This window comes from Burkholderia sp. BCC1208 (genome assembly GCF_902833095.1).
Taxonomy (GTDB): domain Bacteria; phylum Pseudomonadota; class Gammaproteobacteria; order Burkholderiales; family Burkholderiaceae; genus Burkholderia.
In genome coordinates, this window is the sequence record NZ_CADFDY010000002.1 from 601,205 (window position 1) to 625,552 (window position 24,348).

Genomic DNA, 24,348 nt, shown 5'->3' on the forward strand with positions numbered 1-24,348 from the left:
CAAGCATCGGCTTTCCAAGCTGGGGGTCGTATCGAGACAAGGCGGCAGAGTCACCCGAACACGTAGTGAATAGTTGCTAGAGGACTAGCGACGGGCCCAAGTTTGACACTATGCAGAGAATCGAATGACCGTTTCGAGGGCAAGCGCTTACGTCTGAGCGCTCAGATTTCGGTGCTGACGACTCGCCGAGTTTGGCCGAATACAGACAATGGTCGTACCGAAACAGTGCTTCCTATGAACAATGCCATCCAAGATAAGAATCCATTGGCGATCCGACCAGCTTCCACCTCGCTCCACCAATGACAGCGACAAGCACTACTGCTCCACCCCAACGTTCAATCTGGAAATGCGTTTCATTTATATAAACGTCGTCGGATCCCACCGACATGCAAAAACGGTTGCCGTGAACCCACGGCAGCCGTCCCCCATTCCAAACCACAAACCAGCCCTTACTCATCCACCTTAAAAGCCGAAACCAGCCTGGTCAATTCCCCCGCCTGCTGCTTCAAACTCTCCGCCGCCGCCGCACTTTCCTCGACCAGCGCAGCATTCTGCTGCGTCATCTGATCGAGCGACTGCACCGCATCCCCGATCTGATCGATCCCGGCACTCTGTTCCAGGCTAGCCTCGGCAATCTCGCTCATCATCGCGCTAACGCCTTGAACCTGCGACACAACATCGCTCATCACCTTCCCCGCCTCACTAACGAGCCGCGACCCGGCACTCACCGTCCCCGCGCTATGCTCGATCAGCGCCTTAATCTCCTTCGCCGCCTGCGCACTGCGCTGCGCCAGATTCCGCACCTCCGAAGCGACAACAGCAAACCCCCGCCCTTGCTCCCCCGCCCGCGCCGCCTCCACCGCAGCATTCAGCGCCAGAATATTCGTCTGAAACGAAATACTGTCGATCATCACGATGATCTCGGAGATCCGTTGCGACGCATCGCTGATCTGCTCCATCGTCGTCACCACCTCGCCCACCACCTGCCCACCGCGCGCCGCCGTATCGGAAGTACCGTTGATCATCTTCGCGGCCGTCGTCGCCGTCTCGGTGTTGTTGCGCACCACGGCCGTGATCTCTTCCATCGACGAAGCCGTCCGCTCCAGGTTGCTCGACTGCCCTTCGGTGCGTTCGCTCAGATCAGCATTCCCCGAAGCAATTTGCGCCGACCCGGTCGCAATCGAAGCCGAAGCCGCCCGAATCCGATGAACGAGCGTCGACAGCGACGACACGAACCGGTTGAACGCATCCGACAGTTGCCCGATCTCGTCCTGGCTCTCGACCGTCATCCGGCGCGTCAAATCGCCCTGGCCGCTGGCGATCTCCGACAGCAGCGTCGCCGCGCGGCGGATCGGCGCGGCAATCGCGCGGCCCACCAGCCAGATCACGAGCAGCGCAACCCCGAGCCCCACCACCGCCGCAACCAGCGCCGCGCTACGAATAGCACGCGTCACCGGCCCGAGCAGTTCGGCCTGCGGCACCTGGACGACCACATACGCATTCAGCTCCGGAATGAACGACGTCGCGATGAAGCGCGCGCCGCCATCCCCCTCGTAGCTCAGGTACGCATACGGCTTACCGGCAAGCAGCGTCGACGACGCACCGCCCGGCAGCCCCGGTTCACCCTTCAGAAAATGCTTGCCATCGATCAGCGACGTATCGCGATGCATCATGATCGCGCCGTCGGGACGCACGAGGTACGCAAACCCGGTCTCGCCGATCCGGTAAGCCGAGATACCCTTCGCAAGCGCATCGACGGACAGGCTCATGCTCGCCGCGCCGATCGGCACGCCGTCGAGTTCGATGCGGCTGTTGATGAACATCATGTAGCCGCCGACGGTCACCTCGCGATCCATGTTCACGTCGAACGCCTTGCCAGACGACAGGAAGCTGGTCAGCCACTGATCCTTGTCGGTCACCTTCCGCTGCAGGCCGGCTTCGTTGTAGTAGTTGCCGCTCTTCACCGAGACCCACTGCACGGACGCGGCCTTCTGCTCGTCCTTCACGTTCTTCGCGAGCTGAATCCAGTTGCGCGTACCGGCATCGGGTTCGCCGTCGGCTTCCCATTGCAGCAGGAATGCATCGCGCGCCAGAATGCGCGACGCGGCGATCGGGCCGGCCATCTGGCGCTGCACGTCGGCGCGAATGCCGTTCACGGCAGTCGGCAGCTCTTCGTGGACGACGCGATCGCGCACCGCGTCGCCGATCAGACGGACGCTGAGCCCGCTCGAAATCGCGACGAACACGAGCAGGCAACTCGTCATGCTGAGAATCAGCTTGTTCTGAATGGAAAGCTTGCGCCAGAAATGCATGGGGAACCCTCGATAACCGCTCGGTCTGAGCCAGATTGGGTTATCGGCAGGCGGGAGCAGAATCGCATCGCTGACTTCAGATGTTCGTCATGCAAGCTTCGATATATCTCAGCCCCAGCGGCATTCGTGCTGTTTATTTTGACGACTCCTGTGATTCGACAACCTGCGGCACATTCGTACACCGTGAAACATGGGGCATGACCGCTTGCTTCGCACCGTCGTCAATGGCTAAGAACGTGAGCCGGTACTCATACACGGCAACAGCGAGCTTGAAACCGACCGCAATAGTCACCGTCAAAACCAGAAACGATGCAATGGCCATCTGAAGTAACGAGAACTCCGCCTCGTCGGGGATTTCAGCATCGACCTTCTCGAGCAGACGCGCCAGCTCGTCATGCCCGACATCCTGAATCGTGGCCAGCAACGGACGGACACGCTCCAGCATCTCCATTACCGCAGCCCGGCGGTCGATCGGGTCGGTTTCCTTCTCGATGATTCCAATCATCTGGCTTACGGAAGGTGGAGTCGTGCATATGTCCGCCGTCACACCCATGCGGCACGTCCGCTCAGTCAATACGCGGATCCGTGCCAGATCCGCTGCAATAGCAGCGTGGCCGGGTCGCAAAAATCGCGCGTCGAACGACGTATAGGAACCCATCAGCGAAAATACGGCGCTGAGTACCGACATCGCAGCGAATACTTCACCGATCATCTTGTACAGACTGCGCTTTCTCTCGACCCGGTTCTTGAGCTGACTTTTCTTCTCGTCCGGCGTGCCCTTCGGCAACTCGCGAAATGCCGCATGCGCCGCCATCAGCGACCGATGCCGTATGACTCCAATCAACACCAGATACCCCAATGCCACCGGCAACGGCGTCCAGCGCCACTGGCTCAACCATGCGTAATCACCATGGGTGGTCATCCACGGCCCCAGCCAGTAATGGCAGGCCAATGCAATCGCCAAGGAAAGCACAATCGTCTCGATGATCAGGTTTCTAAGCGACAAATCAGCTGTCAGCAAACGCACCAACAGCCTGACGACACCACGAGCAGTTCGCTTGTCCTCCCGATCGGCAGCGGCCCCGGCATTATTCTCGGTCGACATCTATACATTCCCTCAGGTTTAGATCTTGGGTGAGCGCGAGCAATCCAATCAATACGCAACGAAAATCGTAACCCGCCGATTTCGCGCCCTCGAAGCAGCATCGTCCCCCGCAACAAGCGGCTGCGTATCCGCCCGCCCGATCGCCGCCAGCCTATGCGGCGCGACACCGCGCTCGGTCAGATAGCGCACCACACTTCCCGCACGCGCCGACGAAAGCTCCCAGTTCGATTCGTATTTCGCGTTCGCGATCGGCACGTTATCCGTGTGACCTTCAACGAGGATGTCGCCCGTCGCATACTCGCTCAGTGCCTGCGCAATCTGGTTCAGCACCGGCGACGAATCGGGCAGCAAGCGCGCATCGCCGACGTTGAACAGAATCTTCGCGTCGATACCGATCTCGACGCCGTGCGGCGCCTTCACCAGCGAAATGCGTCCATTCGACTTCAACGAATCGAGCAACGCGAGCCACGGCGGCGCAGGATCGGACTTGGCGGCATCGACGGCAGTAGTCGCAACGCCCCCGGCCTGCCGCGCAAGCGTCTGATACCGCGCATCGAGCGCGTTGTATTTCGCGAGTTGAAGCACATACAGCGCGAGAAACAGCACCATCAGCGTCGTGATGAGATCCGCGTACGAAATCAGCCAGCGTCCGGACTGCGCGCCTTCGAGTTCGTCATCGTCGCGATCGGCGGCGGATGCGCCGTCAGTTCGAGCAGTCATGCTGTCGGGAATCCGGGTTCGTCATACGGTAGAAGCACGGCGGATACGAGCACTCGGACATCACGCCAGCGATTCCGCCGCCCGCCCGCGCACATCGCCGGTCAACCGCGTCTCGATCGTATGCGGCGACTCCTTGCGCGAAATCGCGAGCAATCCGTCGAGATACAGCTTGCGAAATCGCATCTCGCTGTCGATCTGCGCACGCAGCTTGCCGTACAGCGGCAGGAACACGAGGTTCGCAAACGCGAGCCCGTACAGCGTCGCGACGAACGCCACCGCGATGCCCGGCCCGAGCTGCGCCGGTTCGAGAATATGGCTCGTCACCTGCACGAGCCCGAGCACCGAGCCGAGAATGCCGAAGGTCGGCGCATAGCCGCCGGCCTGCTGCCACACACGCACGGCCGCGAGGCGGCTGCGTTCGTACGCATCGAGTTCGCGCTGCAACGCATCCTCGAGCACCGCGGTCGACACGCCGTTCGCCAGCAGTTCGAGCCCGCGTCGCGCGAACGGATGAATGCCGCTCACATCCATCGATTCGAACGCGAGCAACCCGTCGAGCTTCGCGCGGTCGCCCCATTCGAGCAGATCGGACAGGTTCTTGCGATCGACCTCGCGCGCCCGCACGAACGCGAGGCGCAACTGCTTCACCGCGTCGAAGAAGCGCGCCCACGTGTTCTGGATCATCACCGCGCCGAGCGTGCCGCCGAGCACGATCACGAGCGCCTCGAACTGGAACAGCATCGAGAAGTGCCCGCCTTCCAGCGCGAACCCGAACACGATCGCCGCGCCGCCCAGCACCACACCGACCAGGGTCAACAGATCCATACGCCTCCCCGTATCACGCATCCGACGATGAAGTCGACGCGTCGGACGTCGCACCCGCCGCAGGCGTCTTCGCCGCGCGTACGGCGTCCAGCACACGCTGCTCGATCTCCTCGATCTCGACCGGATCGAGCTTGAGTTCGCGGCGCATCACCCACGACACCTCGTTGCGCCGCGCCTCGGTCATCACGGAAAACAGCTTGTCGGCCACCGCGCGATCGTCGAGGTTCGCGATCAGCTTCGCGAGATCGTAGGTATCGAACGCGCTGATCACGTCGAACAGCGTGCGCTGGTCGATCCACACGAGATCCTCGAGCGCGCGCACGTCGCCGCCGCGGCGCGCGTTGCGGCGCGAAAAGTACGCGACGCCCTTTTGTTCGACGTAGCTGAGTACCTTCGATTTGCGGAACGCGAACACTTCTTCCGCGATCTCGCCGTTCGACAGCTTGTTGAGCAGCAGCGTCTTGTCGACGCCGATCAGCGATTCGAGATCGGCCAGTTCGATGAGTTCGAGTTCGCTGTTGATCGACAGGTCGAGATCGTGATCGGCGACCTGCTGCGCGCGGTCGATCACGCGTGCGGCGTCGAACGTGACGACCTGACGCGCATCCGACGAAGCCGCGTAGTCGGTTGCGCCGCCGGCAACGTCGCCCTGCGCGGCTTCGATCGTGACGAGGTTGAGCTTCTCCATGCGCCGCAGCATCGCGAGCACGTGCGGTCGCGAATGGCCGGCAATCGCGCGGCATTTGCGAATCACTTCGGCGAGCGGCACCGAGGTTTCGGCCGCATGCGCCTGCATCGGCCGGCGCGCCCACGTGTCGCCCGTTTCGCGCGCGTCGGTGCCGGCCATCAGCGACAGCACGTGCGCATACGACAGCACGCCCGGCATGAAATCCGCATGGGTATAGGTCGCAAGCTGGTCGTCCTTGCGCTTCACGCGGCGGATCATCGTCCGCACGATATGGCGCAGCAGCGCGGACACGCGCTCGATCTCTTCATCGAGCATGCCGGCCGGCACGACCGTGAGCTGACAGAACGAAAGCGCCTTCGCGGTATGCGCGCGCGGTTCGGCGGCGAGCAGCGCCGATTCGCCGAAGAACTCGCCGCGGCCGAGCGTCGCGACGATCACGCGCTTGTCGTCGCAGCGCGTGGACAGCTCGACCTTGCCGTCGGTGATCAGGAAGATGACGGGCTCGCCCGCGAAGCCCTCCGAGTAAATGACTTCTCCGGGCGCCGCGGTACGCGTCCACGATTGCTGACGATTCAAGTCGGTTCCCCTGCTGCGCTGGTTATTGCGGACTGCGCGTCGCCTGTCTGAAGCGTGCGATCGCGAGTCGTCCCCGTGACTCGTTTACGTCAGGGGGCGCAACATCCTTTAGGGAATTCGTCCTCGTTCTTAACCGAAATCAAGGTAAAACGTTTGCGGATTGCGCGGGTACACCACGGTATTCATTTCGATGCACGCGCAGGTCGTGCAATTGAAAGCGTGGCGCGCTTGCGCACTGGCCGCACCAACTAAAACGCCCCGCCGAAATGGCGGGGCGTGAATCCCGATCGTTGCCGGGCAGCGCGCGAGACGATCGCGCGCGAACCGCTTACGAGCAGGCCTTGCCGTGCGACGCGTGGTAGCCCTTCGCCTTCGCGTCGGCTTCCGACATGTAGCTGCCGTGCTTCGTCTTGCCGTAGTACTTGTCGGTCGAGCAGTGATAGACCTTCGTGGTGTCGTTCGCCCACACCTTGCCCGCGCCGCCGCCCGGCGCTGCGGCCGTGGTCGCCGCCGCGCTCTTCGCGGGTGCGGTGCCCGATGCCGGCGCAGCGGAAGCCGCCGTTGCCGGCGCCGCGGCCGGTGCGCTCGCTGCAGCAGCGGCCGATGCGCCGTACCACGTCTTCACGCCTTTATGACCGGCGCAAGCGCCCTTCTTCGATGCGCCCGAGTAGAACGAACCGTCCTTGCACAGGCCGGTCGTGCCGGCCGGCGCGCTGGCCGGAACCTGCGCGAACGCACCGATCGACATACCCATGCCGGCGACCAGCGCGGCGATCAACATCGTCTTTTTCATGGTCCTCTCCTGATTTGCCTGAATGATGAAAATGTCCGGGACATCCCGGGGAAAACCACGATTACCGCACCCAGCGGCACGCGCGGTGATGGTGATGATCGAAATGGCACACGCGGTGCGAATGCGCTTCGGCCAGTGCCGGCACGAGCACGGCGCAAGCCAGTGCGGTTGCCGTCAGGATCTTCGCGATGCGGTTCATGGTGAAACTCTCCCGGATAGGTCAGCCGGTGATCCGGCTGGTACCTCCTTAACGCCGGGTGTGGACGAACCGTGCACCGCGCCCACGCGCAATTGACGATCTTTGACATCGCATCGTCAATCGACGGTCGAAGCTGACGAACGTCTTTCTTTTCTTTCCGGTTCTTCAGCTTCGCGACCGTTTGAAATCCGAAGCAACGTGTCGCATCGGAAAGCCGGTCGCGAATTCAGCAGAGCAATAAAAAACCGCCTGAATGAAGGCGGTTCGTCGAAAACATACTTAACGCGGCACGCTATGCACCGACCCCGCCCCATAGCGTCGGCGGCGGCGCCGACACCGCGCACGTCACCGCTTGCGCCGCTTGCCGGTCAGCAGCGTCTGCGCGATCACCGCGAGCAGCAGGAACGCCCCGCTCGCGAGGTTCTGATAGTACGGGCTCAACGTGCCGACCTGGTTGATCACGTTCTCGATCACGCCGAGCAGCAGCACGCCCGCGAGCGGACCGAACAGCGTGCCGACGCCGCCCGTCAGCAGCACGCCGCCGATCACCGCGGCCGCGATCGATTGCAGCTCGTAGCTGTTGCCGGCGCCCGGCAACCCCGAATCGAGTCGCGACGCGAGCAGCGCACCGGCCAGCCCCGCCAGCGCCCCGCTCAACCCGTACGTGACGACCTTGAGCCCTTCGACGTTCACGCCGAGCATGCGCGCCGCCTCCTCGTTGCCGCCGATCGCGAACACGCCCGCGCCGTAGCGCGTGTGATTCAGCACGAACGCGGCGACGAGATACGCGACGAGCACGATCCATACGAGATTGCCGACGCCGAACAGCGAGCCGTTCGCGATCGTCGCGAAGAAGCCGGGGTTCGCGATCAGCATGTCCTGGCTCGCGAGCACGAGCGACAGCCCTTTCAATCCGAGCAGCGCGGCGAGCGTGACGATGAACGGCGCCATCCGCGCGCGGGCGATCAGCCAGCCGTTCATGAGCCCGACGATCAGCCCGACGCAAACGGGCGCGGCCAGCGCGGCGCCCCAACCGTACGGCGCCGCATACGCGGCGATCACGGTGCCGAGCCCGACGAGCGAGCCGACCGACAGATCGAACCCGCCGAGGATGATCACGAAGCTCTGCCCGATCGTGATCAGCGCGACGAATGCGGCGGCCGCGACGATATCGAGCAGGTTCGGTGCGCTCAGGAAATGCGGGAACACGCGGCCGGCGATCAGGCACACGAGCACGAGGATCGCGATCGCACCGCGCGCCTGCACGAGCCGGACGAACTGCGCGCGACGCGCGCGGCCTGCATCTTGCGCGGTGTGCGGGGAGATCGGCGCGGTCGACATGTCAGGCTCCCGAGCGTTGCAGGTACAGCGCGCCGAGGATGAACGCGGCCTTCAGGATCTGCGCATACGTATAGCTGATGTTGTTCATGATGAAGCTGGCATCGAGCAGTTGCAGCAGCAGCACGCCGAACACGGTGCCGACGATCGACACGCGCCCGCCGGACAGCGGCGTGCCGCCGATCACCGATGCGGCGATCGCATCGAGTTCGAAGTTCACGCCGACGTAGTTCGGATCGCCCGCGCCGAGCCGCGCGGTGGCGAACAGGCCGGCCAGCCCGGCCAATGCACCGCTCGCCGCATAGACCGCCAGCAGCGTGCGCCGCACGGGCACGCCGGCGAGATGCGCGGCATCGCGGCTCGCGCCGACGAGAATCGTGTAGCGCCCGAAGGTCGTGTTGCGCACGACGAAGAACACGATGGCCGCGCACGCGAGCGCGATCAGCATCACGACCGGCAGCCCGAAGCACGTGCCGATGCCGACGAAATCGAACGCATCGGACGGCGGCAGGCTCACGCGCGAGCCGCCGAGCAACGCCTGCGCCAGCCCGCGCGCGGCGACCAGCAATGCCAGCCCGGAAATCAGCGGATCAATGCCGAGCCGCGCGACGAGGCCGCCGTTGAACAGGCCGACCGCGAGGCCGATCGCAATCGCCGCCGCGAACGCCGCGCCGATGCCGTACGGCAAGCATACGGCGATGATCGCGCTCGACAGCGCCATCACCGAGCCGACCGACAGGTCGATCCCGCGCGTGGCGATCGCGAGGTTCTGCCCGAGCGCGATCAGCACGATCGGCGCGGCCTGGAACAGCAGACTGCGCGCGGCGAGCGGATTCGAGAAACCGGGCGTGACGATGAGGTTGAAGACGGCGAGCGCGACGAACGCGAGATACACGCTGTGGTCGCGCGCCTGCGCGAACAGCGAGCGGCGCGACGTGCGGCGGGCTTGGTCCGGTTCGCTCATCAGGTTGGCAAGATTCACGCTTTCCTCATCCTCGGGTCGATGTCGGGTGCGTCACGTCTGGTTCGCGAGCAACGCGGTCACGTCGTCGGGGCTCGCGCCGCGCGTCGACAGTTCGCCGCTCGTCGCGCCTTCATGCAGGATCACGAGCCGGTCGGCCAACTCGAGCAGTTCTTCCATCTCCGACGACGTCGCGACGACCGCCAGCCCCTCGTCGGCGAGCCGTTTGACGAGATCGTGCACCTCCGCCTTCGCGCCGACGTCGATGCCGCGCGTCGGATCGTCGAGCAGCAGCACCGACGGCTCGGTCGACAGGCAGCGCGCGATCAGCGCCTTCTGCTGGTTGCCACCGGACAGCGTCGAGATCGGCGCGCCCGCATGCGACGTCTTGATGCCCAGCTCGCGGATGTAGCGCTCGACGAGCGCCTCCTGCTTGCGTACGGAAATGAAGCCGAAGCGTGCGATGCGCGGCAGCACGCACACGACGATGTTCTCGCGCACCGACAGCTTCGAGAAAATGCCTTCCGAACGGCGGTCCTCGGACAGGAACGCGAGCCCCGCGCGAATCGCCCGCGCCGGGTCCGCGCCGTCGAGCGCATGGCCGCCGACGCGCACCGCACCGCCGTCCGGCTGCTGCGCGCCGAACACGGCCTTGAACGTCTCGGTGCGGCCCGCGCCGAGCAAACCGGCGAGCCCGACGATCTCCTTCGGCGCGACGCGGAACGACACGTCGCGCAGGCGCGTGCCCCAGCGCAGCCGGTCGACGGCGAGCGCCGGCTCGTGCGTCGTGTCGGCGGCGGCCGCCTCCGCCTCTTCGCGCGGGCCGTGCGCGCCGACTTCGCGGCCGAGCATCGCCGAAATCAGCGCCATGCGCGGCAGCCGGTCGGGCGTATCGCTGCGCACGACCGCGCCGTCGCGCAGCACGGTGAGCCGGTCGCACATGCGGTAGCACTCGGACAGACGATGGCTCACGAGCACGATCGCGATGCCGGTCGCGCGCAACTGCTCGACGACGCCGAACAACACCTCGACTTCCGCCCCGCTCAACGCGGAAGTCGGCTCGTCGAGAATCAGCACGCGCGCGCCGAGCGACACGCCGCGCGCGATCGACACCATCTGCTGCTGGCCGAGCCCGAGCGAGCCGACCTTGTCGGCGGGGTCGACGTCGAGCCCGTAACGCTCGACGATCTCGCGGGTGCGTGCCCGCATCTCGCGGCGATCGATCCACGGGCCGAAGCGGCGCGGCTCGTGGCCGAGGAAGATGTTCTCGGCCACGCTGCGTTCCGGAATCAGGTTGATTTCCTGGTAGACCGCGCAGATGCCCGCACGCTGCGCGGCACGCGGGCTGTCGAACGACACGGGCACGCCGTCGACGCGGATCTCGCCCGCATCGGGTTGGTGAAAGCCGGTGAGGATCTTGATCAGCGTCGACTTGCCGGCGCCGTTCTCGCCCATCAGCCCGTGCACCTCGCCCGCACGCAGCGACAACGACACGCCGGTCAGCGCGCGCACCACGCCGAACGTCTTGCCGACGCCGTGCGTCTCGAGCACGACCGGTTTGCCGTCGGCGCCGTCGGCGTCGGATCCGGCGGGAAGCGTTGCGTCCATCGCGCGCCTCGCGTTCGCGGTTGAGCGGTTGAGCCGTTGGCGGCCGGTGCCGGCCGATCAGTAGACGAGGTTCGCTTCGAGCGAATGCTTCGCGTTCGCCTTGTCGTACAGCGCGTCTTCCATGATCTGCTTCTGCGCGACCGGCTTGCCGGCGAACCACGCTTCGAGCGACTTGAACGCGAGCGGGCCGAAGCGCGGATTCGTCTCGACGCTCGCCGCGGCCGAGCCGTTCGCGATCGCGGTGACGAAATCCTTGGTGCCGTCGATCGACACGACCGTCACGCCGCGCTGCTTGCCGGCCTGCCGCAGCGCGGTCATCGCGCCGAGCGCCATCGTGTCGGCCTGCGCATAGACGGCGTTCACGTCCGGATGCGCGAGCAGCACCTGCTCCATTACCTTCTGCGCTTCGGTGGCCGACCAGTTCGCGGTCTGCGACGCGACGATCTTCATGTTCGGGAATTTCTTCAGGCCGTCGGCGAAGCCGTCGGTGCGCTGGCTCTCGACGGTATTGCCGTAGCCGCCCTGGATCTCGGCGATCGTGGCCTTGCCGCCCGTCGCATCGGCGAGCGCCTGCGCGGCGCGCTGCCCTTGCCGGAAGAAGTCGGAACCGAGGAACGTGATGAAATCCTGGCACGGCGTGCCGGCCGTCTGGCGGTCGATCGTCACGACCGGAATGCCCTTCGCGCGCGCCTGCGCGAGCGCGGGCTGCAGGCCGGTCGAATCGTTCGGCGCGACGATCAGCGCCTGCGCGCCCTGGTTGATCATGCTCTCGATATCGGCGACCTGCTTCGCCTGATTCGCGTTCGCATTCGTATACAGCAGCCGCTTGACGCCCGCCGCCTTCGCCGCGGCGCGCACCGACGCGGTTTCGGTCGCGCGGAACGGGTTCTGTTCATTCTCCGATTGCGAGAAGCCGACCACGAGATCGGTCAGCTTCACGCTGCCCGGCTTCGGATTCGTGCAGGTCTGCGCGGAGCTGGCGCCGACCTTCTGCGCATTGTCCTGCGCATGCGCGATCGCGACGCATCCGAGCGTCACACCCATCGTCACCACGATACGTTGCAGCTTTGCACGGCTCGGCATCATCGTCTCCAAGTGTTGTGATGTCGTGATCGGCCCGCGCCCATGGCACACCCGCGGCGGCGGCATCACGAATTAATATTATTACTCGATATTATCGCCTGCCCGACTCAGGATAATCCCGTACCGCCGAACCCGTCAGGCGGGGCCCGGCGTCCACCGCAACGTCGCCTGCAGCGACTCGCCCGGCGCCAGCACGCAGCCGCCGACGAGCGACGCGGGTTCCGCCGCATTGAAGCTGTCCGTCGTGTTCGTGACGGGCTCGACGCACAGCGCGTCGGCGCCCGACGGGGCGTACACGACGAGCTGATCGAACGGCTGCTCGGCCTGCAGCACGATCCGCCGGCCGCGCTCCGGCCAGATCACCGCGGCTTCGCGGGTCCAGCCGACGAAATTGTTGTCGAGCTCGAATGCATCGACCGGCATCCCGTTGCGCAGCGCGGCGACGGCCGGATGATCGCCGACGTGCGTGGGCAGCACATCGGCGTCGGCGTGCCACATCGCGTCGACGTGCGCCTTCACGACGGTGTGCGGCGTGCGCAGGTAATACGGGTGATGGCCCATGCCGAACGGCATCGGCGATGCGCCGAGGTTGCGCGCGGACAGCGTGATCGACAGCACCGGGCCGTCCAGCCGGATCGACTGGCGCGCCTCGTAATGGAACGGCCAGTCGCCAGCGCGGCCCGTATCGGGGCGATGTTCGAAGCGCAGATCGACCTGCGTGTCGCCGCGCCGCTCGACCTGCCACGGACGCAGCCAGCCGTGCCCGTGCAGCGCATGGCGATACGCATCGTCCGGGCCGGACAGGTCGATCGTGCGGCCGTCGAATTCGAACTTCGCGTCGCGGATGCGGTTGCAGTAAGGAAACAGCGGAAAGCTCGCGAAGCGCAGCGGATCGCCGCTCGCGAGCGCCGCGTCGGAGGTCGGGCGGAACCAGTGCTGCGGGCCGTCCGGCGCGTCGTCGTAGTACGCGGCGATCGATCCGCCGGCCCGCGGCGCGACGCGTACGCGGGTCGACCCGCTGGCGAGTTCGATCAGGTCGGTGTGGCGGGGCATTCCCATCGGCATCGATCATCCCGGGATGAAGCTGACGATCCCGCAGGCCGGCGTGCAGCATCCGGCCGCGGGCATGTGCGGCCAAGGATGGCACGGCGCCGCCCGCGTGGTCAATAATATTTGTTGATATTATTATCTCGACATCCACGCATCCGGCGCAGCACGCGTAAAGCTTGATTGCCGGCCCGAATGGCCGATGTTACCGTCGGGTCAGATTGATCCGACCCGCTGTTCATCAACGATTTTATTTGCCTATCCTGCCGAGGCCGGACCGCGCTCCTACCGTGAAACGCTCTACTCAACGTCGCCCCACGATGACCGACATCGCCAAGCTTGCCGGCGTGTCGCAATCCACCGTCTCCCTCGTGCTGAACAACGCGGCGGGCACGAAATTCTCGGACGCCACGCGCGAAAAAGTGCTGAAGATCGCGCACGAACTCGGCTACCGCTTCCTGCCGCGCGAAGTGACGATGACGCACAGCGGCGAGCGCGACCTGATCGTCTATCTCGCCGACGAAATCTCGACGAGCCCGCACCCGGTCGTCAATATCGACGGCGCGCGCGACGCGGCCTACGCGAACGGCAAGCTGCTCGCCGTGTACTCGACCCACGGCAACGTCGACATCGAGCGTCAGGTGCTCGAGTCGGTGCTCGCGATGCCGAACCTGCTCGGCGTCGTCTATGCGACCGTCTACACGCGCAAGGTCGCGCTGCCGGCCGAGCTGCTGCGCGTGCCGGCCGTGCTGCTCAACTGCTATACGACAGACAGCGGGCTGTCGTCGATCGTGCCGGCCGAAGTCGCGGGCGGCCATGCGGCGACCGAATACCTGCTGCGCGCGGGCCACCGGCGCATCGGCTACGTCAACGGCGAACCGTGGCAGGACGCCGCGAAGGATCGGCTGAAAGGCTATCGCACCGCGCTCGCCACGGCCGACATCCCGTTCGCGCCGGAACTCGTGCGCGACGGCGACTGGGGCTCCGACACCGGCTTCGAGCAGACGCTGTCGTTGCTGCGCGAGCCGCACCCGCCCACCGCGATCTTCTGCGCGAACGACCTGATGGCGATCGGCGCGATCGAGGCCGTCAAGCATCTCGGGATGCGCGTGCCCGACGACGTTTCGGTGCTCGGCTACGACGACCAGGAAATCGCGCGACACACGCACCCGCCGCTGTCGACGATCGTATTGCCGAACTACGAACTGGGCCGCTGGGCGGTCGAGATCCTGCTGCAGGAAGAACAGAACCGCGCGGTCGGGATGCCCGTGCGCCGCCGCGCCATCAAGCTCGACGGCCCGCTGGTCGAGCGTGGATCGGTGCGGACCGTCGAGACGGCCGCGCAATCGGCGAGCGCGTAAGCACGCCCCAGCCTCCTTCCTTCCGTACACCACATGATGCGGTGCGGCGCATGCGCCGCCCGCGCGGGTCGGCGCTCGCCCGCTGCTTACCCTCCATCGCGCCATGCTTCAGGGTAAACACCATCACTAAATTATTAGTAATAATTTCAAAGCATTTCTATACTTGCGTCGGCATCGGGCAGAACCCGGTGCCACCACACAGCAACACGACGAGACGGTGACCGGAAGCGACTGCGCGCGAACCCGCCGCGCTGTCCGCTCCGTGCCGTCCGCACATCACACGCGCACCGTGCCGCGACGCTTGCCGTCCGGCACTGCTTCATCCGCATCGAGTCACCAGTCGTCCGCTTCTCCTCATTCATCCGGAGTCCAGAATGACTATCACGTCTCGTCTCAAGCCCGCCGCGCTCGCGGTCGTCGTATTGCTCGCCTCGTGCGGCGGCGATGATTCGTCCGCCCCGTCGGCATCCGCACTCGCCGCGCGTGCGTCCGTCGATGCCGCGTCCAGCGACGGTACCGCCACGGCGAACGCCGCCGCGTCCGGCGATTTCATGAACATGGGGCACGGCGGCCCGTCGCATTTCCCGAACCAGCTCGTCACGCTCGGGCTACCGGGGCCGACGCCCGCGCTGCGCGTGTCGTCGCGCGGCGTGCCGCCTTATGCGCCGCCGGCGCCGCCCGTCGCGACCGACACGCAAACGCTGACGCTCGCCGATTTCGATACGTACGGCCCGGCCTGGACGAGCGGCGGCACGAACACGATCCGGATCGACGGCACGAGCACGGACGGCGCGAAGCTCGTCACCAACGCGCAGCATCCGGCGTACGGCCACGCGTCGTACGAAGCGGACGTGACGATCGGCGCCCCGGCGCCGGGCGCGACGACCGCGAATGCGGGCTTCATCGTGCACGTGACGAACCCGTCGGTCGGCACCGATGCGCTGACGGGCTACTACATCGGGCTCGACGCGGTGCGCCACGTGGTGCAGGTCGGCCGCGAGCAGAACAACTGGACCGATTTCGTCGACTACCCGGCGCCTGCGGTCGTGCCGGGCAGCACACACCACCTGAAGGTCGTCACGCGCAACAACGCGATCGACGTGTTCGTCGACGGCACGCAGGTGATCAGCATCAACGACGCGACGAGCGGCCTGACGACCGCGCTGCGCGCGGGCGCGTTCGGGCTGCGCCGCTTCGGCGCGAGCGTCGCGTTCAGCAACGTGACCGTGAGCCGCTATCCGGACGTCGCGCCGAAAACGTACGATTTCTCGCGCGTGGTGGGCGCCGTGTACAACCCGTGGAATGCCGTCAACGCGATCGATTTCTGGCAGAACTACGATCCGGCGATCGTCGACCGCGAGCTCGACTACGCGCAGACCTACGGGATGAACACGATCACCGTGTACCTGCACTACCTGAACTGGGTCAACGACCGCGACGCGTTCCTCGCGAAATTCGACAGCCTGCTCGAGATCGCCGCGCGCCACGGGCTGAAGGTCGCGCCGATCTTCTACGACGATTGCTGGCACGTCGATCCCGCGTACGGCCCGCAGCCCGCGCCGATCTTCGGCGTGCACAACAGCCGCTGGGTGCAGTCGCCCGGGCAGTCGGTCGAGCAGCAGTACCTGCAGCCGATCGCGGCGGGCACGTCGACCACGTACAAGCAGGACCTGCAGCACTACATCGCCGATTTCGTGTCCGCGCACCGCAACGATCCGCGCATCCTGTACTGGGAGCCGATGAACGAGCCCGGCTGCAGCGGTAACGGCGCACTGCAACCGACGCGCGCGTTGATGATGAACGACGCGCGCATCGCGATCCTGAATGCGGGTGCGACGCAGCCGATCAATTCGCCGAACGTGCAGGAGCCGGAAGGCGATTACTTCTCCGACTTCCATGCGTTCCACCCGTACGCGATCAATGCGACGACGCCCGACTACTCGCTGCCGCCGAGCCTGCTCGACAGCCTGAACTCGGAAACGCTGCAGCGCGGCTGGCCGGGCGGCCAGGCGGGCCAGACGATGGCCGGCATCGCGTCCACCTACGGCGGCAAGACGGGCTTCCTCGTGTGGGAACTGATGATCGGCCGCACGAACACCCGCTTCCACTGGGGGCAGACGGCATCCGCGCCGGCAACCGTCGAGCCGGCGACGCCGTTCCAGGGAACGCTCTACCCCGACGGCCACCCGTGGAGCACGGCCGAGGTGCAGGCGCTCGCGAGCGCGTTCAGCTCGCGGCTGCGCGTGCTGAACGCGACGTACTACAACGACACGACGTTCACCACGCCGGTGTTCTCGTCGATCACGCCGCTGGTCGATTTCGACCTGAACACCGAGCGCGGCACCGATTCGCCCGATGCGTCGAAGGGAATGAATGCGACGAACTATGCGATCCGCTGGACCGGTGCGCTCGACGTTCCGAAGGCCGACAACTACACGTTCAGCGTGACGAGCGACAACGTCGCGCGCGTGTGGATCGACGGGCGCAAGGTGATCGACAAGGAACAGCCGGGGCTCGCGACCGCGAAGGGCCGCATCCACCTGTCGCAGAAGCGGAACGTGCCGATCCGCGTCGAATACGTGCACGCGAGCGGGCCGGCCAGCATGCATCTGCAATGGTCGAGCCCGAGTGCGGGCCGCGACAATCTCGTGCGTGTCGCGCAGCGGCCGTTGACGGACGCGCTCGCACAACAGTAGGCGTGACCTGCATCAACGCCCGTGAAGCCGCAACGGCGTCACGGGCGCTGATGCATCGCCCCGCCCGCACGCGGGTTTACTTCAACCGCCCCGACAGAAACTGCCCGAGCCGCTCGCTCTTCGGATTCACGAGAATCTGTTGCGGATCGCCTTCTTCCTCGATCTTCCCCTGATGCAGGAAGATCACATGATTCGACACGTTGCGCGCGAATCCCATCTCGTGCGTGACGACCACCATCGTGCGGCCTTCCTCGGCCAGCTTCTGCATCACCTTCAGCACTTCGCCCACGAGTTCCGGATCGAGCGCCGACGTCGGTTCGTCGAACAGCATCACTTCCGGCTCCATCGCGAGTGCGCGCGCAATCGCGACGCGCTGCTGCTGGCCGCCCGAGAGGTGCGACGGATACATGCCCTCGACGCGCGGCGCAAGGCCGACCTTCTCCAGATACTTGCGCGCCCGCGCGATCGCCTCGTCCTTGCGGACCCCGAGCACGGCCATCGGCGCCTCGATCACGTTCTCGAGCACCGTCATGTGCGCCCACAGGTTGAAGTGCTGGAACACCATCGACAGCTTCGTGCGCATCCGCTGCAGCTGCTTCTGGTCGGCCACGCGCAGCGAGCCGTTGCGGTCGCGCGTGGTCTGGATCGGCTCGTTGCCGATCGTGATCTGCCCCGAGCACGGCTGCTCGAGGAAGTTGATGCAGCGCAGGAACGTGCTCTTGCCGGAGCCGCTCGAGCCGATGATGCTGATCACGTCGCCGGCCTTCGCCTTCATCGACACGCCCTTCAACACCTCGTTGTCGCCGAATTTCTTGTGCAGGTTGTCAACGGTGAGCTTGTACATGCTTGGTCCTTCCTTGCTGATCTTGCGAATGCGTTAATGGCCGCGCGGCGAGAGGTACGCGAGCCAGCGTGTCTCCAGCTTGCGGAACGCCCAGATGAGCGTGAACACGACGGCGGCGTACAGCACGGCTGCGATGCCGTAGGCCTGGAACGACATGTACGTCGCCGAATTGACGTCGCGCGTGACCTTCAGGATGTCGGGCACGGTCGCGGTGAACGCGAGCGTGGTCGCATGCAGCATCAGGATCACTTCGTTGCTGTAGCTCGGCAGCGAGCGGCGCAGCGCGGACGGCAGGATGATCCGCGTATACAGCTTGAAGCGCGACATCCCGTAGGCCATTCCGGCCTCGATCTCGCCGGCCGACGTCGCCTTGATCGCGCCCGCGAAGATCTCCGTCGCATATGCGCATTCGTTCAGCACGAACGCGAGCAGCGTGCAGTTCATCGCGTTGCGGAAGAACGTGTCGAGCAGCACGTGGTTGTGCACCACCTGCAGGCTGTAGATGCCCGTGTAGCACATCAGCAGTTGCACGTAGAGCGGCGTGCCGCGGAACACGTACGTATAGAGCCACACGGGGCCCGAGATCCAGCGGTTCGACGATGCGCGCGCGATCGCGAGCGGCACCGCCAGCGCGAAACCGAGCGCGATCGACACGACCAGCAGCCACAGCGTGATCGCGAGGCCGCTGAAGCGGTAGCCGTCGGTGTACAGATAGCTTTGCCAGTACTGGCTGACGAGTTCGATCACAGTGCGAGCCTCCGGACGCCGACGGAATAACGCTTCTCCAGACGATGCAGCACGAGGTTGGACACCGTCGTGATCGCAAGGTAGATCGCGCCCGCGGCCAGCGTGAAGAAGAAGAAATCGAGCGTGCTCTTGCCCGCGTCCTGCGACGCCTTGACGATGTCGGCGAGGCCGATGATCGACACGAGCGCGGTGGCCTTCACGAGCACCTGCCAGTTGTTGCCGATGCCGGGCAGCGCGAAGCGCATCATCTGCGGGAACAGGATGCGGCGGAACACGCGCCAGCCGCCCATCCCGTACGCGAAGCCCGCTTCGAGCTGGCCGCGCGGCACCGCGAGGAACGCGCCGCGGAACGTCTCGGTGAAGTACGCGCCGTAGATGAAGCCGAGCGTCACGACGCCCGCCACGAACGGGTCGATGTCGATCTGGTCCCAACCGAGCAGGTCGGTCACGTTGTTCAGCAGGATCTGGATCCCGTAGAACAGCAGCAGCATCAGCACGAGATCCGGCACCGCGCGGATCAGCGTCGTATAGAAGGTGCCGACCGCCTTGAGCACGCGGTTGGTCGACAGTTTTGCGGCCGCGCCGGCGAGCCCCAGCACGAGCGACGCGGCGAGCGACAGCACCGCGAGCTTCACGGTCTCGACCGTGCCGGCCCACAGCAGCGGGCCAAATCCCTGGAAAATCATGTCAGCGTATCCCGATCCGGAAAAACGAGCGGCGCAGCGCGACCGGAGCCGCGTGCGCCGCAAAAGCGTCAGCCGCCGTAGACGTCGAACGCGAAGTACTTCTTCTCGAGCTTCTTGTACGTGCCGTCCTTGATGATGTCGGCGATCGCGTGATCGAGCTTCGCCTTCAGGTCGGCGTCGTCCTTGCGCAGGCCGATGCCCGCGCCGTTGCCGAGCGTCTTCGGATCGTCGATGTCGCCGCCGGCGAACTGGAAGTTCGCGCCGCGCGGCGTCTTCAGGAAGCCGATGTCGGCCTGCACCGCGTCCTGCAGCGCGGCGTCGAGGCGGCCCGACATCAGGTCCTGGTACACGCCGTCCTGGTTCTGGTAAGGCACGACCTGCACGCCCTTCGGCGCCCAGTACGCCTTTGCGTAGGTTTCCTGGATGGTGCCCTGCTCGACGCCCACCGACTTGCCCTTCAGCGATTCGGCCGTCGGCTGCAGGTTCGCGCCCTTCTTCGCGACGAGGCGCGTGGGCGTGTTGAACAGCTTGTCGGAGAACGCGATCTGCTCGGCACGCGCCGGCGTCATCGACATCGACGACAGCACACCGTCGAACTTCTTCGCCTTCAGCGCCGGAATCATCCCGTCGAAGTCGTTCTCGATCCACACGCATTTCGCCTTCAGGCGCGCGCAGATCTCGTTGCCGAGATCGACGTCGAAGCCGACCACCTTGCCGCTTGCGTCCTTCGATTCGAACGGCGGATAGCTGGCGTCGACGCCGAACCGGATCGTCGACCAATCCTTCGCATGGGCACCGACCGCGATGCAGGCTAGGGCAATACTGAGCGCGAGTTTCTTCATGACGTTCCTGTCTGAGGCAAGCTGGGCAACGGGCTCCCGCCGGGAACCCTTCCAACCGGCACGCCATCCCGCGACGGCGCCCCAAGTTGTACATACAACTTTGCCTTTTCCGGGGCATCGCCAGCAATCCGTGTTTATCACTAATTGTCGGCGGATTGATATCGTGGGCCGGAAATTTCCTTATTTTTCAATTAATTAATGATTACAGTCGGCTGAAATCCGGCTTTCTCGACGCGTACGCATCCCATCTGGGGACGCCGCAGATTTGTCTAGACTGCTTTTGGCGGCGGCGTTGGCGGCCGGCAACCGTTTCGCGTCCGAGAAGCCGGCAGCCGGACTGCCGTTCCGTCAGCAGATGGCGGGCCGCGACGCCGCATGGACGCGCGCCGGCCGAACAGCGATGATTCCGGGAATCCGGGCCCGTGCGCCCGCGAAACCGGTACACTCGGCGCCGGGCGCGCGCCGGATCGGCATTCGGCGGCGGGCCGCTGCCGACTCTCGAATCGTGATCCCATGACCACACCGATCTATCAGGAAATCAAGGACTTCATCCTCGCGCGCATTCATGCCGGCGAATGGGCGGAAGGCGACCAGGTGCCGTCGGAGAACGAGCTCGCGCGCGAATTCAACGTCGCGCGAATGACCGTCAACCGCGCGCTGCGCGAACTGACGGCCGAACAGGTGCTCACGCGCACGCGCGGCTCCGGCACTTATGTCGCGTCGCCGAAATACGAATCGACGCTCGTCGCGATCCGCAGCATCTCCGACGAAGTCGCCGCGCGCGGCCACGGCTATCGCGCGCAGGTGCTGCAGGTCGGCGCGGCCATCGCCGACGCGAAGCTCGCCGACGAACTGCAACTCGACACCGGCAGCCCGATCTTTCATTCGCGCGTGCTGCATTTCGAGAACGACACGCCCGTGCAACTCGAGGAACGCTGGGTCAACCCGGCCTGCGCGCCCGAATACGCGCTGCAGGACTTCACGACGACGACGCCGAACCAGTACCTGACGCGCGTCGCGCCGCTGCAGCGCGTCGAATACCGGATCGAGGCCGCGATGCCCGACGCCGAAACGCGCCGCCACCTGACGATGGAGGATCGCGAGCCGTGCCTGCTGCTGCATCGGCGCACGTGGTCGCAGGGGATGGTCGCGTCGGTCGCGAATCTGTGGCACCCGGGCAGCCGTTACCGGTTCACCGGGCATTTCTGATGCCGCTGCGCGGGCTCACCTCTCGCGCGGTTGCCCCCACCGTTCGATCGCACTGACGGCCCGCTTCAACTCGTCTTCTTGCGCGAGGCGCGCGCCGAGTTGCGCCGCACGCGCCTTCGTCTCGCCTCGTTCGGCAAACGCGATCGCCCGCGCCAGCGCGGCGGCGTCCACGCGCCGCCCCGCGACCGGCGCATCCGCGACACCGAGCCGTTGCAGCCGGTTCGCCCAGAAGAACTGATCGCCCGCGAACGGCACGACCACCGACGCAATGCCGGCCCGCGCAGCCGAATGCGTGGTGCCCGACCCGCCGTGATGAATCGCCATCGCGACGCGCGGGAACAGCCAGTCGTGCGGCGTGTCGCCGATCACGCGAACGTGCGCCGGCAGCAGCGATGCATCGATGCCGCTCCAGCCCGGATAGAACAGCGCGCGCCGGCCGGCCAGCGCCTGCGTCAGCGCCATGGCCATCGCCGCACGATCGAAGCCGGCCATGCTGCCGAAACCGATGTACACGGGCGGCTCGCCCGCGTCGAGAAACGCCGACAGTTCCGGGGGCGGCGCCCAGGCACGCGCATCGATCCGCCACTGGCCGCATGCCTGCACGTTCGCCGGCCAGTCGGCCGGGCCGGACAGCAGCGCCGGCGACACGCCATACAGCATCGGATGATCGGTCCACACGTGCTTGCGCGGCGGCAATCCGCATACGCTGGCGCGCGCGGCATTGGTCGACTTCCTGAACGCCTGCCACAGCAGCGCATTCACGAGCCGATGGCTCGCGCGATTCAGCCAGCGCGGCACCTTCCCCGGCGGCAGGAACGGCGACGCGAATTCGGCGGTCGGCGTGATCGGGATCATGCCCGCGCCGATCGCCGGTATACCGCGATACTCGGCGACCGACAACCCGACGAACGACGCGAGCCCCGACACGAGAAGCGCGTCGCACCCGGCCGATGCGTCCGCCACTTCGCGCATCCATGCGGCCGTGTTCGCGTTCGCGATCGCCGCGAGCGCCTTCGATGTATCGCCGAAGCCACCGCGCCCGCGCACCGCGTCGGCCAACGCGCCTTCCGGCGCAATCGCGCGGCGGATATCGCCGGACAGCGGCGCCGACGGCACGCCGAGCGCGGCGGCCGAGCCGAGCGTCGCCGCATCCGCCAGCAGCCGGACGTCGTGACCGGCATCCAGCAGCGCGCGGCCCAGTGCCGCGAGCGGGCGCGTGTCGCCTTCGGTGCCGTAGGTGACGATGACGAGTTTCATGCGGGGCTCCTCGTACACGGCGCAAAAGTTGGATTCAAAAAAAGTGCACGTCGTATACTAATGCAATCCGTACACTTTCAGTCAATCCCCTGCCATGACGATTTCGACCGACGATCCGGGCCGCCGCGCGCGCAAGCGCATCCAGATGCTCGCGCATCTCGCCGAGACCGGCGCGCGCCTGTTCGATGCGCACGGCTACGATGCCGTCACGATGGAGCAGATCGCCGCGCAGGCCGATGTCGCGAAACGCACGCTGTACAACCACTTTCCGACGAAGGAAGCCGTGCTCGCGCACTGGCTCGAAGGCGAACTCGCGCGCGATCTCGCGCATTTGCAGCGCGACGTCGCGCGGCGCAAGACCTTTGCGTCGCGCATCGGCTGCGTGCTCGACGCGTCGGCCGTCTGGTGCGAACACCATCCGGCGTACCTGCTCGCCTACCTGCGGCACCGCTTCCTGAGCATCGGCGCTGCCGAACCGGAGCGTGCGGGAGAGAACGGCAGCGATATCGCATGGGTGTGGCAGCAACTGATCGCCGCCGGGCAGCAGGCTGGCGAACTGAACCGCACGCTGCGGGCCGATCAGCTCGCAACCTGGTTCCATCACCTGTATCTCGCGGCGATGCTGCGCTGGCTGACCGTGCCGGGGCTGTCGCTGAAACGGGAGTTTCAGTCGGTCGCGAAGCTGTTTGTCGAAGGCGCGGAAGCCAAACGCTGACGCACGCATGCGAGCGTGCGTGTGCGTCACGCTTTTACAAGCGCCCGAGCACGACCGCGAGCAGCGAGCGCCCGAAACGGGCGACCGCCACGCCGCATACGACGAACGCGCGCTTCATTTTTTCCGCGGCGCTTTCGCCGCCGGCGCACCGCGTGGCGCGGCATCGCCGCCGCCCGACGGCCATTGCGTCTCGTCGAGCAGCCGGTCGAACAGCCTCGCGCGCTCGTCGGCCGACAGCGGACACAGCCCGAACATCGCCGATAACGCGAGCCCCCACGCCGCTTTCCATCGCAGCAGCGCGAGCTCGGGATCGCCGGATTCGGCCGTGATCCGCTTCACGTTCTCGGCATCGGTCTCGCGCACCTTCTGCAGCGGCGCGGGATCCTCGACCAGCGCCGCCATGATCGCCAGCGCCGCCGACGGCTGCTGGTCGATCACTTCACGCATCGTCGCGATCTGCGCGGCCAGCGTCGGCTGCGCTTCGCCCGGGTCGCGCGCGGCCAGATAGTCGCGCTGGAAACGTTGGTAGGTGTCCTGCTGATGTTCCATCAATGCATTCAGCACATCGCCTTTCGTGCGGAACTGATGCATCAGCCCGCCCTTGCTGATGCCGCTTTCGCGCGAAATCGCATCGAACGTGAGCTTGCCCGGGCCGTCGCGCTCGAGGATCGCGAGCGCCGCCTGGATCGCGGCAGTGCGCGTTCGCTCGGAACGCGTCGGGTTGTCCATGAAGTTT

General features: G+C 65.7%; 22 protein-coding genes. 4 read left to right on the plus strand and 18 right to left on the minus strand.

Features of this window, described 5'->3' with window-relative positions; all coding sequences use genetic code 11:
• Positions 1-449 precede the first annotated feature (449 nt).
• The 12 genes from HWX09_RS07535 to HWX09_RS07590 all read right to left on the minus strand — a co-directional run bounded on the left by HWX09_RS07535 (position 450) and on the right by HWX09_RS07590 (position 13,261).
• Complete coding sequence (locus tag HWX09_RS07535) at positions 450-2,312, minus strand: methyl-accepting chemotaxis protein (RefSeq protein WP_027782432.1); 1,863 nt, start codon at positions 2,310-2,312, stop codon at positions 450-452.
• Positions 2,313-2,445: 133 nt separating this feature from the next.
• On the minus strand, positions 2,446-3,417 hold the full coding sequence (locus HWX09_RS07540; protein WP_027782431.1) for a hypothetical protein: 972 nt from the start codon (positions 3,415-3,417) through the stop codon (positions 2,446-2,448).
• A gap of 48 nt (positions 3,418-3,465) precedes the next feature.
• On the minus strand, positions 3,466-4,137 hold the full coding sequence (locus tag HWX09_RS07545; RefSeq protein WP_027782430.1) for an OmpA family protein: 672 nt from the start codon (positions 4,135-4,137) through the stop codon (positions 3,466-3,468).
• A gap of 60 nt (positions 4,138-4,197) precedes the next feature.
• On the minus strand, positions 4,198-4,962 hold the full coding sequence (locus tag HWX09_RS07550; RefSeq protein WP_006484340.1) for a flagellar motor protein: 765 nt from the start codon (positions 4,960-4,962) through the stop codon (positions 4,198-4,200).
• A gap of 13 nt (positions 4,963-4,975) precedes the next feature.
• Positions 4,976-6,226 carry a cyclic nucleotide-binding domain-containing protein gene (locus tag HWX09_RS07555; protein ID WP_027782429.1) on the minus strand — a complete coding sequence of 417 codons (1,251 nt, stop codon included), beginning with the start codon at positions 6,224-6,226 and terminating at the stop codon, positions 4,976-4,978.
• 328 nt (positions 6,227-6,554) lie between these two features.
• The gene (locus HWX09_RS07560; protein ID WP_027782428.1) at positions 6,555-7,019 is read right to left on the minus strand and encodes a DUF3761 domain-containing protein; all 465 of its coding nucleotides are present in this window, start codon (positions 7,017-7,019) and stop codon (positions 6,555-6,557) included.
• Between the two features lie 61 nt (positions 7,020-7,080).
• Positions 7,081-7,218, minus strand: a complete 138-nt coding sequence (locus HWX09_RS07565) for an HHHH-motif protein (protein WP_174385987.1) — start codon at positions 7,216-7,218, stop codon at positions 7,081-7,083.
• Positions 7,219-7,563: 345 nt separating this feature from the next.
• On the minus strand, positions 7,564-8,559 hold the full coding sequence (locus HWX09_RS07570) for an ABC transporter permease (RefSeq protein WP_027782427.1): 996 nt from the start codon (positions 8,557-8,559) through the stop codon (positions 7,564-7,566).
• Between the two features lies 1 nt (position 8,560).
• The gene (locus HWX09_RS07575) at positions 8,561-9,538 is read right to left on the minus strand and encodes an ABC transporter permease (protein ID WP_027782426.1); all 978 of its coding nucleotides are present in this window, start codon (positions 9,536-9,538) and stop codon (positions 8,561-8,563) included.
• Between the two features lie 33 nt (positions 9,539-9,571).
• Entirely contained in the window at positions 9,572-11,125 is a 1,554-nt protein-coding gene (locus tag HWX09_RS07580; protein ID WP_027782425.1) for a sugar ABC transporter ATP-binding protein, read from the minus strand.
• A gap of 57 nt (positions 11,126-11,182) precedes the next feature.
• The gene (locus HWX09_RS07585; protein ID WP_080681277.1) at positions 11,183-12,211 is read right to left on the minus strand and encodes an ABC transporter substrate-binding protein; all 1,029 of its coding nucleotides are present in this window, start codon (positions 12,209-12,211) and stop codon (positions 11,183-11,185) included.
• 132 nt (positions 12,212-12,343) lie between these two features.
• The gene (locus tag HWX09_RS07590) at positions 12,344-13,261 is read right to left on the minus strand and encodes an aldose 1-epimerase (RefSeq protein ID WP_034185268.1); all 918 of its coding nucleotides are present in this window, start codon (positions 13,259-13,261) and stop codon (positions 12,344-12,346) included.
• Positions 13,262-13,575: 314 nt separating this feature from the next.
• Between HWX09_RS07590 and HWX09_RS07595 the strand changes: the two genes are divergently transcribed.
• Together HWX09_RS07595 and HWX09_RS07600 are read left to right on the plus strand one after the other, a co-directional pair.
• Positions 13,576-14,616: a LacI family DNA-binding transcriptional regulator gene (locus HWX09_RS07595; RefSeq protein WP_027782422.1), complete on the plus strand. Its 1,041-nt coding sequence runs from the start codon at positions 13,576-13,578 to the stop codon at positions 14,614-14,616.
• A gap of 374 nt (positions 14,617-14,990) precedes the next feature.
• Positions 14,991-17,312 carry a PA14 domain-containing protein gene (locus HWX09_RS07600; protein ID WP_027782421.1) on the plus strand — a complete coding sequence of 774 codons (2,322 nt, stop codon included), beginning with the start codon at positions 14,991-14,993 and terminating at the stop codon, positions 17,310-17,312.
• A gap of 76 nt (positions 17,313-17,388) precedes the next feature.
• Here the strand turns inward: HWX09_RS07600 and HWX09_RS07605 are convergent, their stop codons facing one another.
• From HWX09_RS07605 to HWX09_RS07620, 4 genes are all read right to left on the minus strand, one after another.
• Positions 17,389-18,156: an ATP-binding cassette domain-containing protein gene (locus tag HWX09_RS07605; RefSeq protein ID WP_027782420.1), complete on the minus strand. Its 768-nt coding sequence runs from the start codon at positions 18,154-18,156 to the stop codon at positions 17,389-17,391.
• A 33-nt stretch (positions 18,157-18,189) separates the two neighbouring features.
• On the minus strand, positions 18,190-18,903 hold the full coding sequence (locus HWX09_RS07610) for an ABC transporter permease (RefSeq protein ID WP_027782419.1): 714 nt from the start codon (positions 18,901-18,903) through the stop codon (positions 18,190-18,192).
• The gene (locus tag HWX09_RS07615) at positions 18,900-19,589 is read right to left on the minus strand and encodes an ABC transporter permease (RefSeq protein WP_027782418.1); all 690 of its coding nucleotides are present in this window, start codon (positions 19,587-19,589) and stop codon (positions 18,900-18,902) included. Before HWX09_RS07615 ends, HWX09_RS07610 begins: the two co-directional genes overlap by 4 nt.
• A 68-nt stretch (positions 19,590-19,657) precedes the next feature.
• Positions 19,658-20,431, minus strand: coding sequence for an ABC transporter substrate-binding protein (locus HWX09_RS07620; protein ID WP_027782417.1), 774 nt, complete (start codon positions 20,429-20,431; stop codon positions 19,658-19,660).
• A gap of 513 nt (positions 20,432-20,944) precedes the next feature.
• Here HWX09_RS07620 and hutC point away from each other — a divergent pair.
• On the plus strand, positions 20,945-21,640 hold the full coding sequence (gene hutC, locus HWX09_RS07625) for a histidine utilization repressor (RefSeq protein ID WP_027782416.1): 696 nt from the start codon (positions 20,945-20,947) through the stop codon (positions 21,638-21,640).
• A 15-nt stretch (positions 21,641-21,655) separates the two neighbouring features.
• Here hutC and HWX09_RS07630 read toward each other — a convergent pair whose 3' ends face one another.
• Positions 21,656-22,897: a glycosyltransferase gene (locus tag HWX09_RS07630; protein WP_027782415.1), complete on the minus strand. Its 1,242-nt coding sequence runs from the start codon at positions 22,895-22,897 to the stop codon at positions 21,656-21,658.
• 94 nt (positions 22,898-22,991) lie between these two features.
• Between HWX09_RS07630 and HWX09_RS07635 the strand changes: the two genes are divergently transcribed.
• Positions 22,992-23,612, plus strand: coding sequence for a TetR/AcrR family transcriptional regulator (locus HWX09_RS07635; RefSeq protein WP_027782414.1), 621 nt, complete (start codon positions 22,992-22,994; stop codon positions 23,610-23,612).
• A 114-nt stretch (positions 23,613-23,726) separates the two neighbouring features.
• Here the strand turns inward: HWX09_RS07635 and HWX09_RS07640 are convergent, their stop codons facing one another.
• Positions 23,727-24,341, minus strand: a complete 615-nt coding sequence (locus tag HWX09_RS07640; protein ID WP_034185267.1) for a TetR family transcriptional regulator — start codon at positions 24,339-24,341, stop codon at positions 23,727-23,729.
• Positions 24,342-24,348: the final 7 nt, after the last annotated feature.

Bases quoted from the DNA above. Each gene is read 5' to 3' on its own strand.
- HWX09_RS07630 (WP_027782415.1), bottom strand. From the start codon at position 22,897: ATGAAACTCGTCATCGTCACCTACGGCACCGAAGGCGACACGCGCCCG.
- HWX09_RS07595 (WP_027782422.1), top strand. From the start codon at position 13,576: ATGACCGACATCGCCAAGCTTGCCGGCGTGTCGCAATCCACCGTCTCC.
- HWX09_RS07635 (WP_027782414.1), top strand. From the start codon at position 22,992: ATGACGATTTCGACCGACGATCCGGGCCGCCGCGCGCGCAAGCGCATC.
- HWX09_RS07590 (WP_034185268.1), bottom strand. From the start codon at position 13,261: ATGCCCCGCCACACCGACCTGATCGAACTCGCCAGCGGGTCGACCCGC.
- HWX09_RS07600 (WP_027782421.1), top strand. From the start codon at position 14,991: ATGACTATCACGTCTCGTCTCAAGCCCGCCGCGCTCGCGGTCGTCGTA.
- HWX09_RS07535 (WP_027782432.1), bottom strand. From the start codon at position 2,312: ATGCATTTCTGGCGCAAGCTTTCCATTCAGAACAAGCTGATTCTCAGC.
- HWX09_RS07570 (WP_027782427.1), bottom strand. From the start codon at position 8,559: ATGTCGACCGCGCCGATCTCCCCGCACACCGCGCAAGATGCAGGCCGC.
- HWX09_RS07560 (WP_027782428.1), bottom strand. From the start codon at position 7,019: ATGAAAAAGACGATGTTGATCGCCGCGCTGGTCGCCGGCATGGGTATG.
- HWX09_RS07545 (WP_027782430.1), bottom strand. From the start codon at position 4,137: ATGACTGCTCGAACTGACGGCGCATCCGCCGCCGATCGCGACGATGAC.
- HWX09_RS07580 (WP_027782425.1), bottom strand. From the start codon at position 11,125: ATGGACGCAACGCTTCCCGCCGGATCCGACGCCGACGGCGCCGACGGC.
- HWX09_RS07640 (WP_034185267.1), bottom strand. From the start codon at position 24,341: ATGGACAACCCGACGCGTTCCGAGCGAACGCGCACTGCCGCGATCCAG.
- HWX09_RS07620 (WP_027782417.1), bottom strand. From the start codon at position 20,431: ATGAAGAAACTCGCGCTCAGTATTGCCCTAGCCTGCATCGCGGTCGGT.
- HWX09_RS07540 (WP_027782431.1), bottom strand. From the start codon at position 3,417: ATGTCGACCGAGAATAATGCCGGGGCCGCTGCCGATCGGGAGGACAAG.
- HWX09_RS07605 (WP_027782420.1), bottom strand. From the start codon at position 18,156: ATGTACAAGCTCACCGTTGACAACCTGCACAAGAAATTCGGCGACAAC.
- HWX09_RS07585 (WP_080681277.1), bottom strand. From the start codon at position 12,211: ATGATGCCGAGCCGTGCAAAGCTGCAACGTATCGTGGTGACGATGGGT.
- HWX09_RS07565 (WP_174385987.1), bottom strand. From the start codon at position 7,218: ATGAACCGCATCGCGAAGATCCTGACGGCAACCGCACTGGCTTGCGCC.
- hutC (WP_027782416.1), top strand. From the start codon at position 20,945: ATGACCACACCGATCTATCAGGAAATCAAGGACTTCATCCTCGCGCGC.
- HWX09_RS07550 (WP_006484340.1), bottom strand. From the start codon at position 4,962: ATGGATCTGTTGACCCTGGTCGGTGTGGTGCTGGGCGGCGCGGCGATC.
- HWX09_RS07615 (WP_027782418.1), bottom strand. From the start codon at position 19,589: ATGATTTTCCAGGGATTTGGCCCGCTGCTGTGGGCCGGCACGGTCGAG.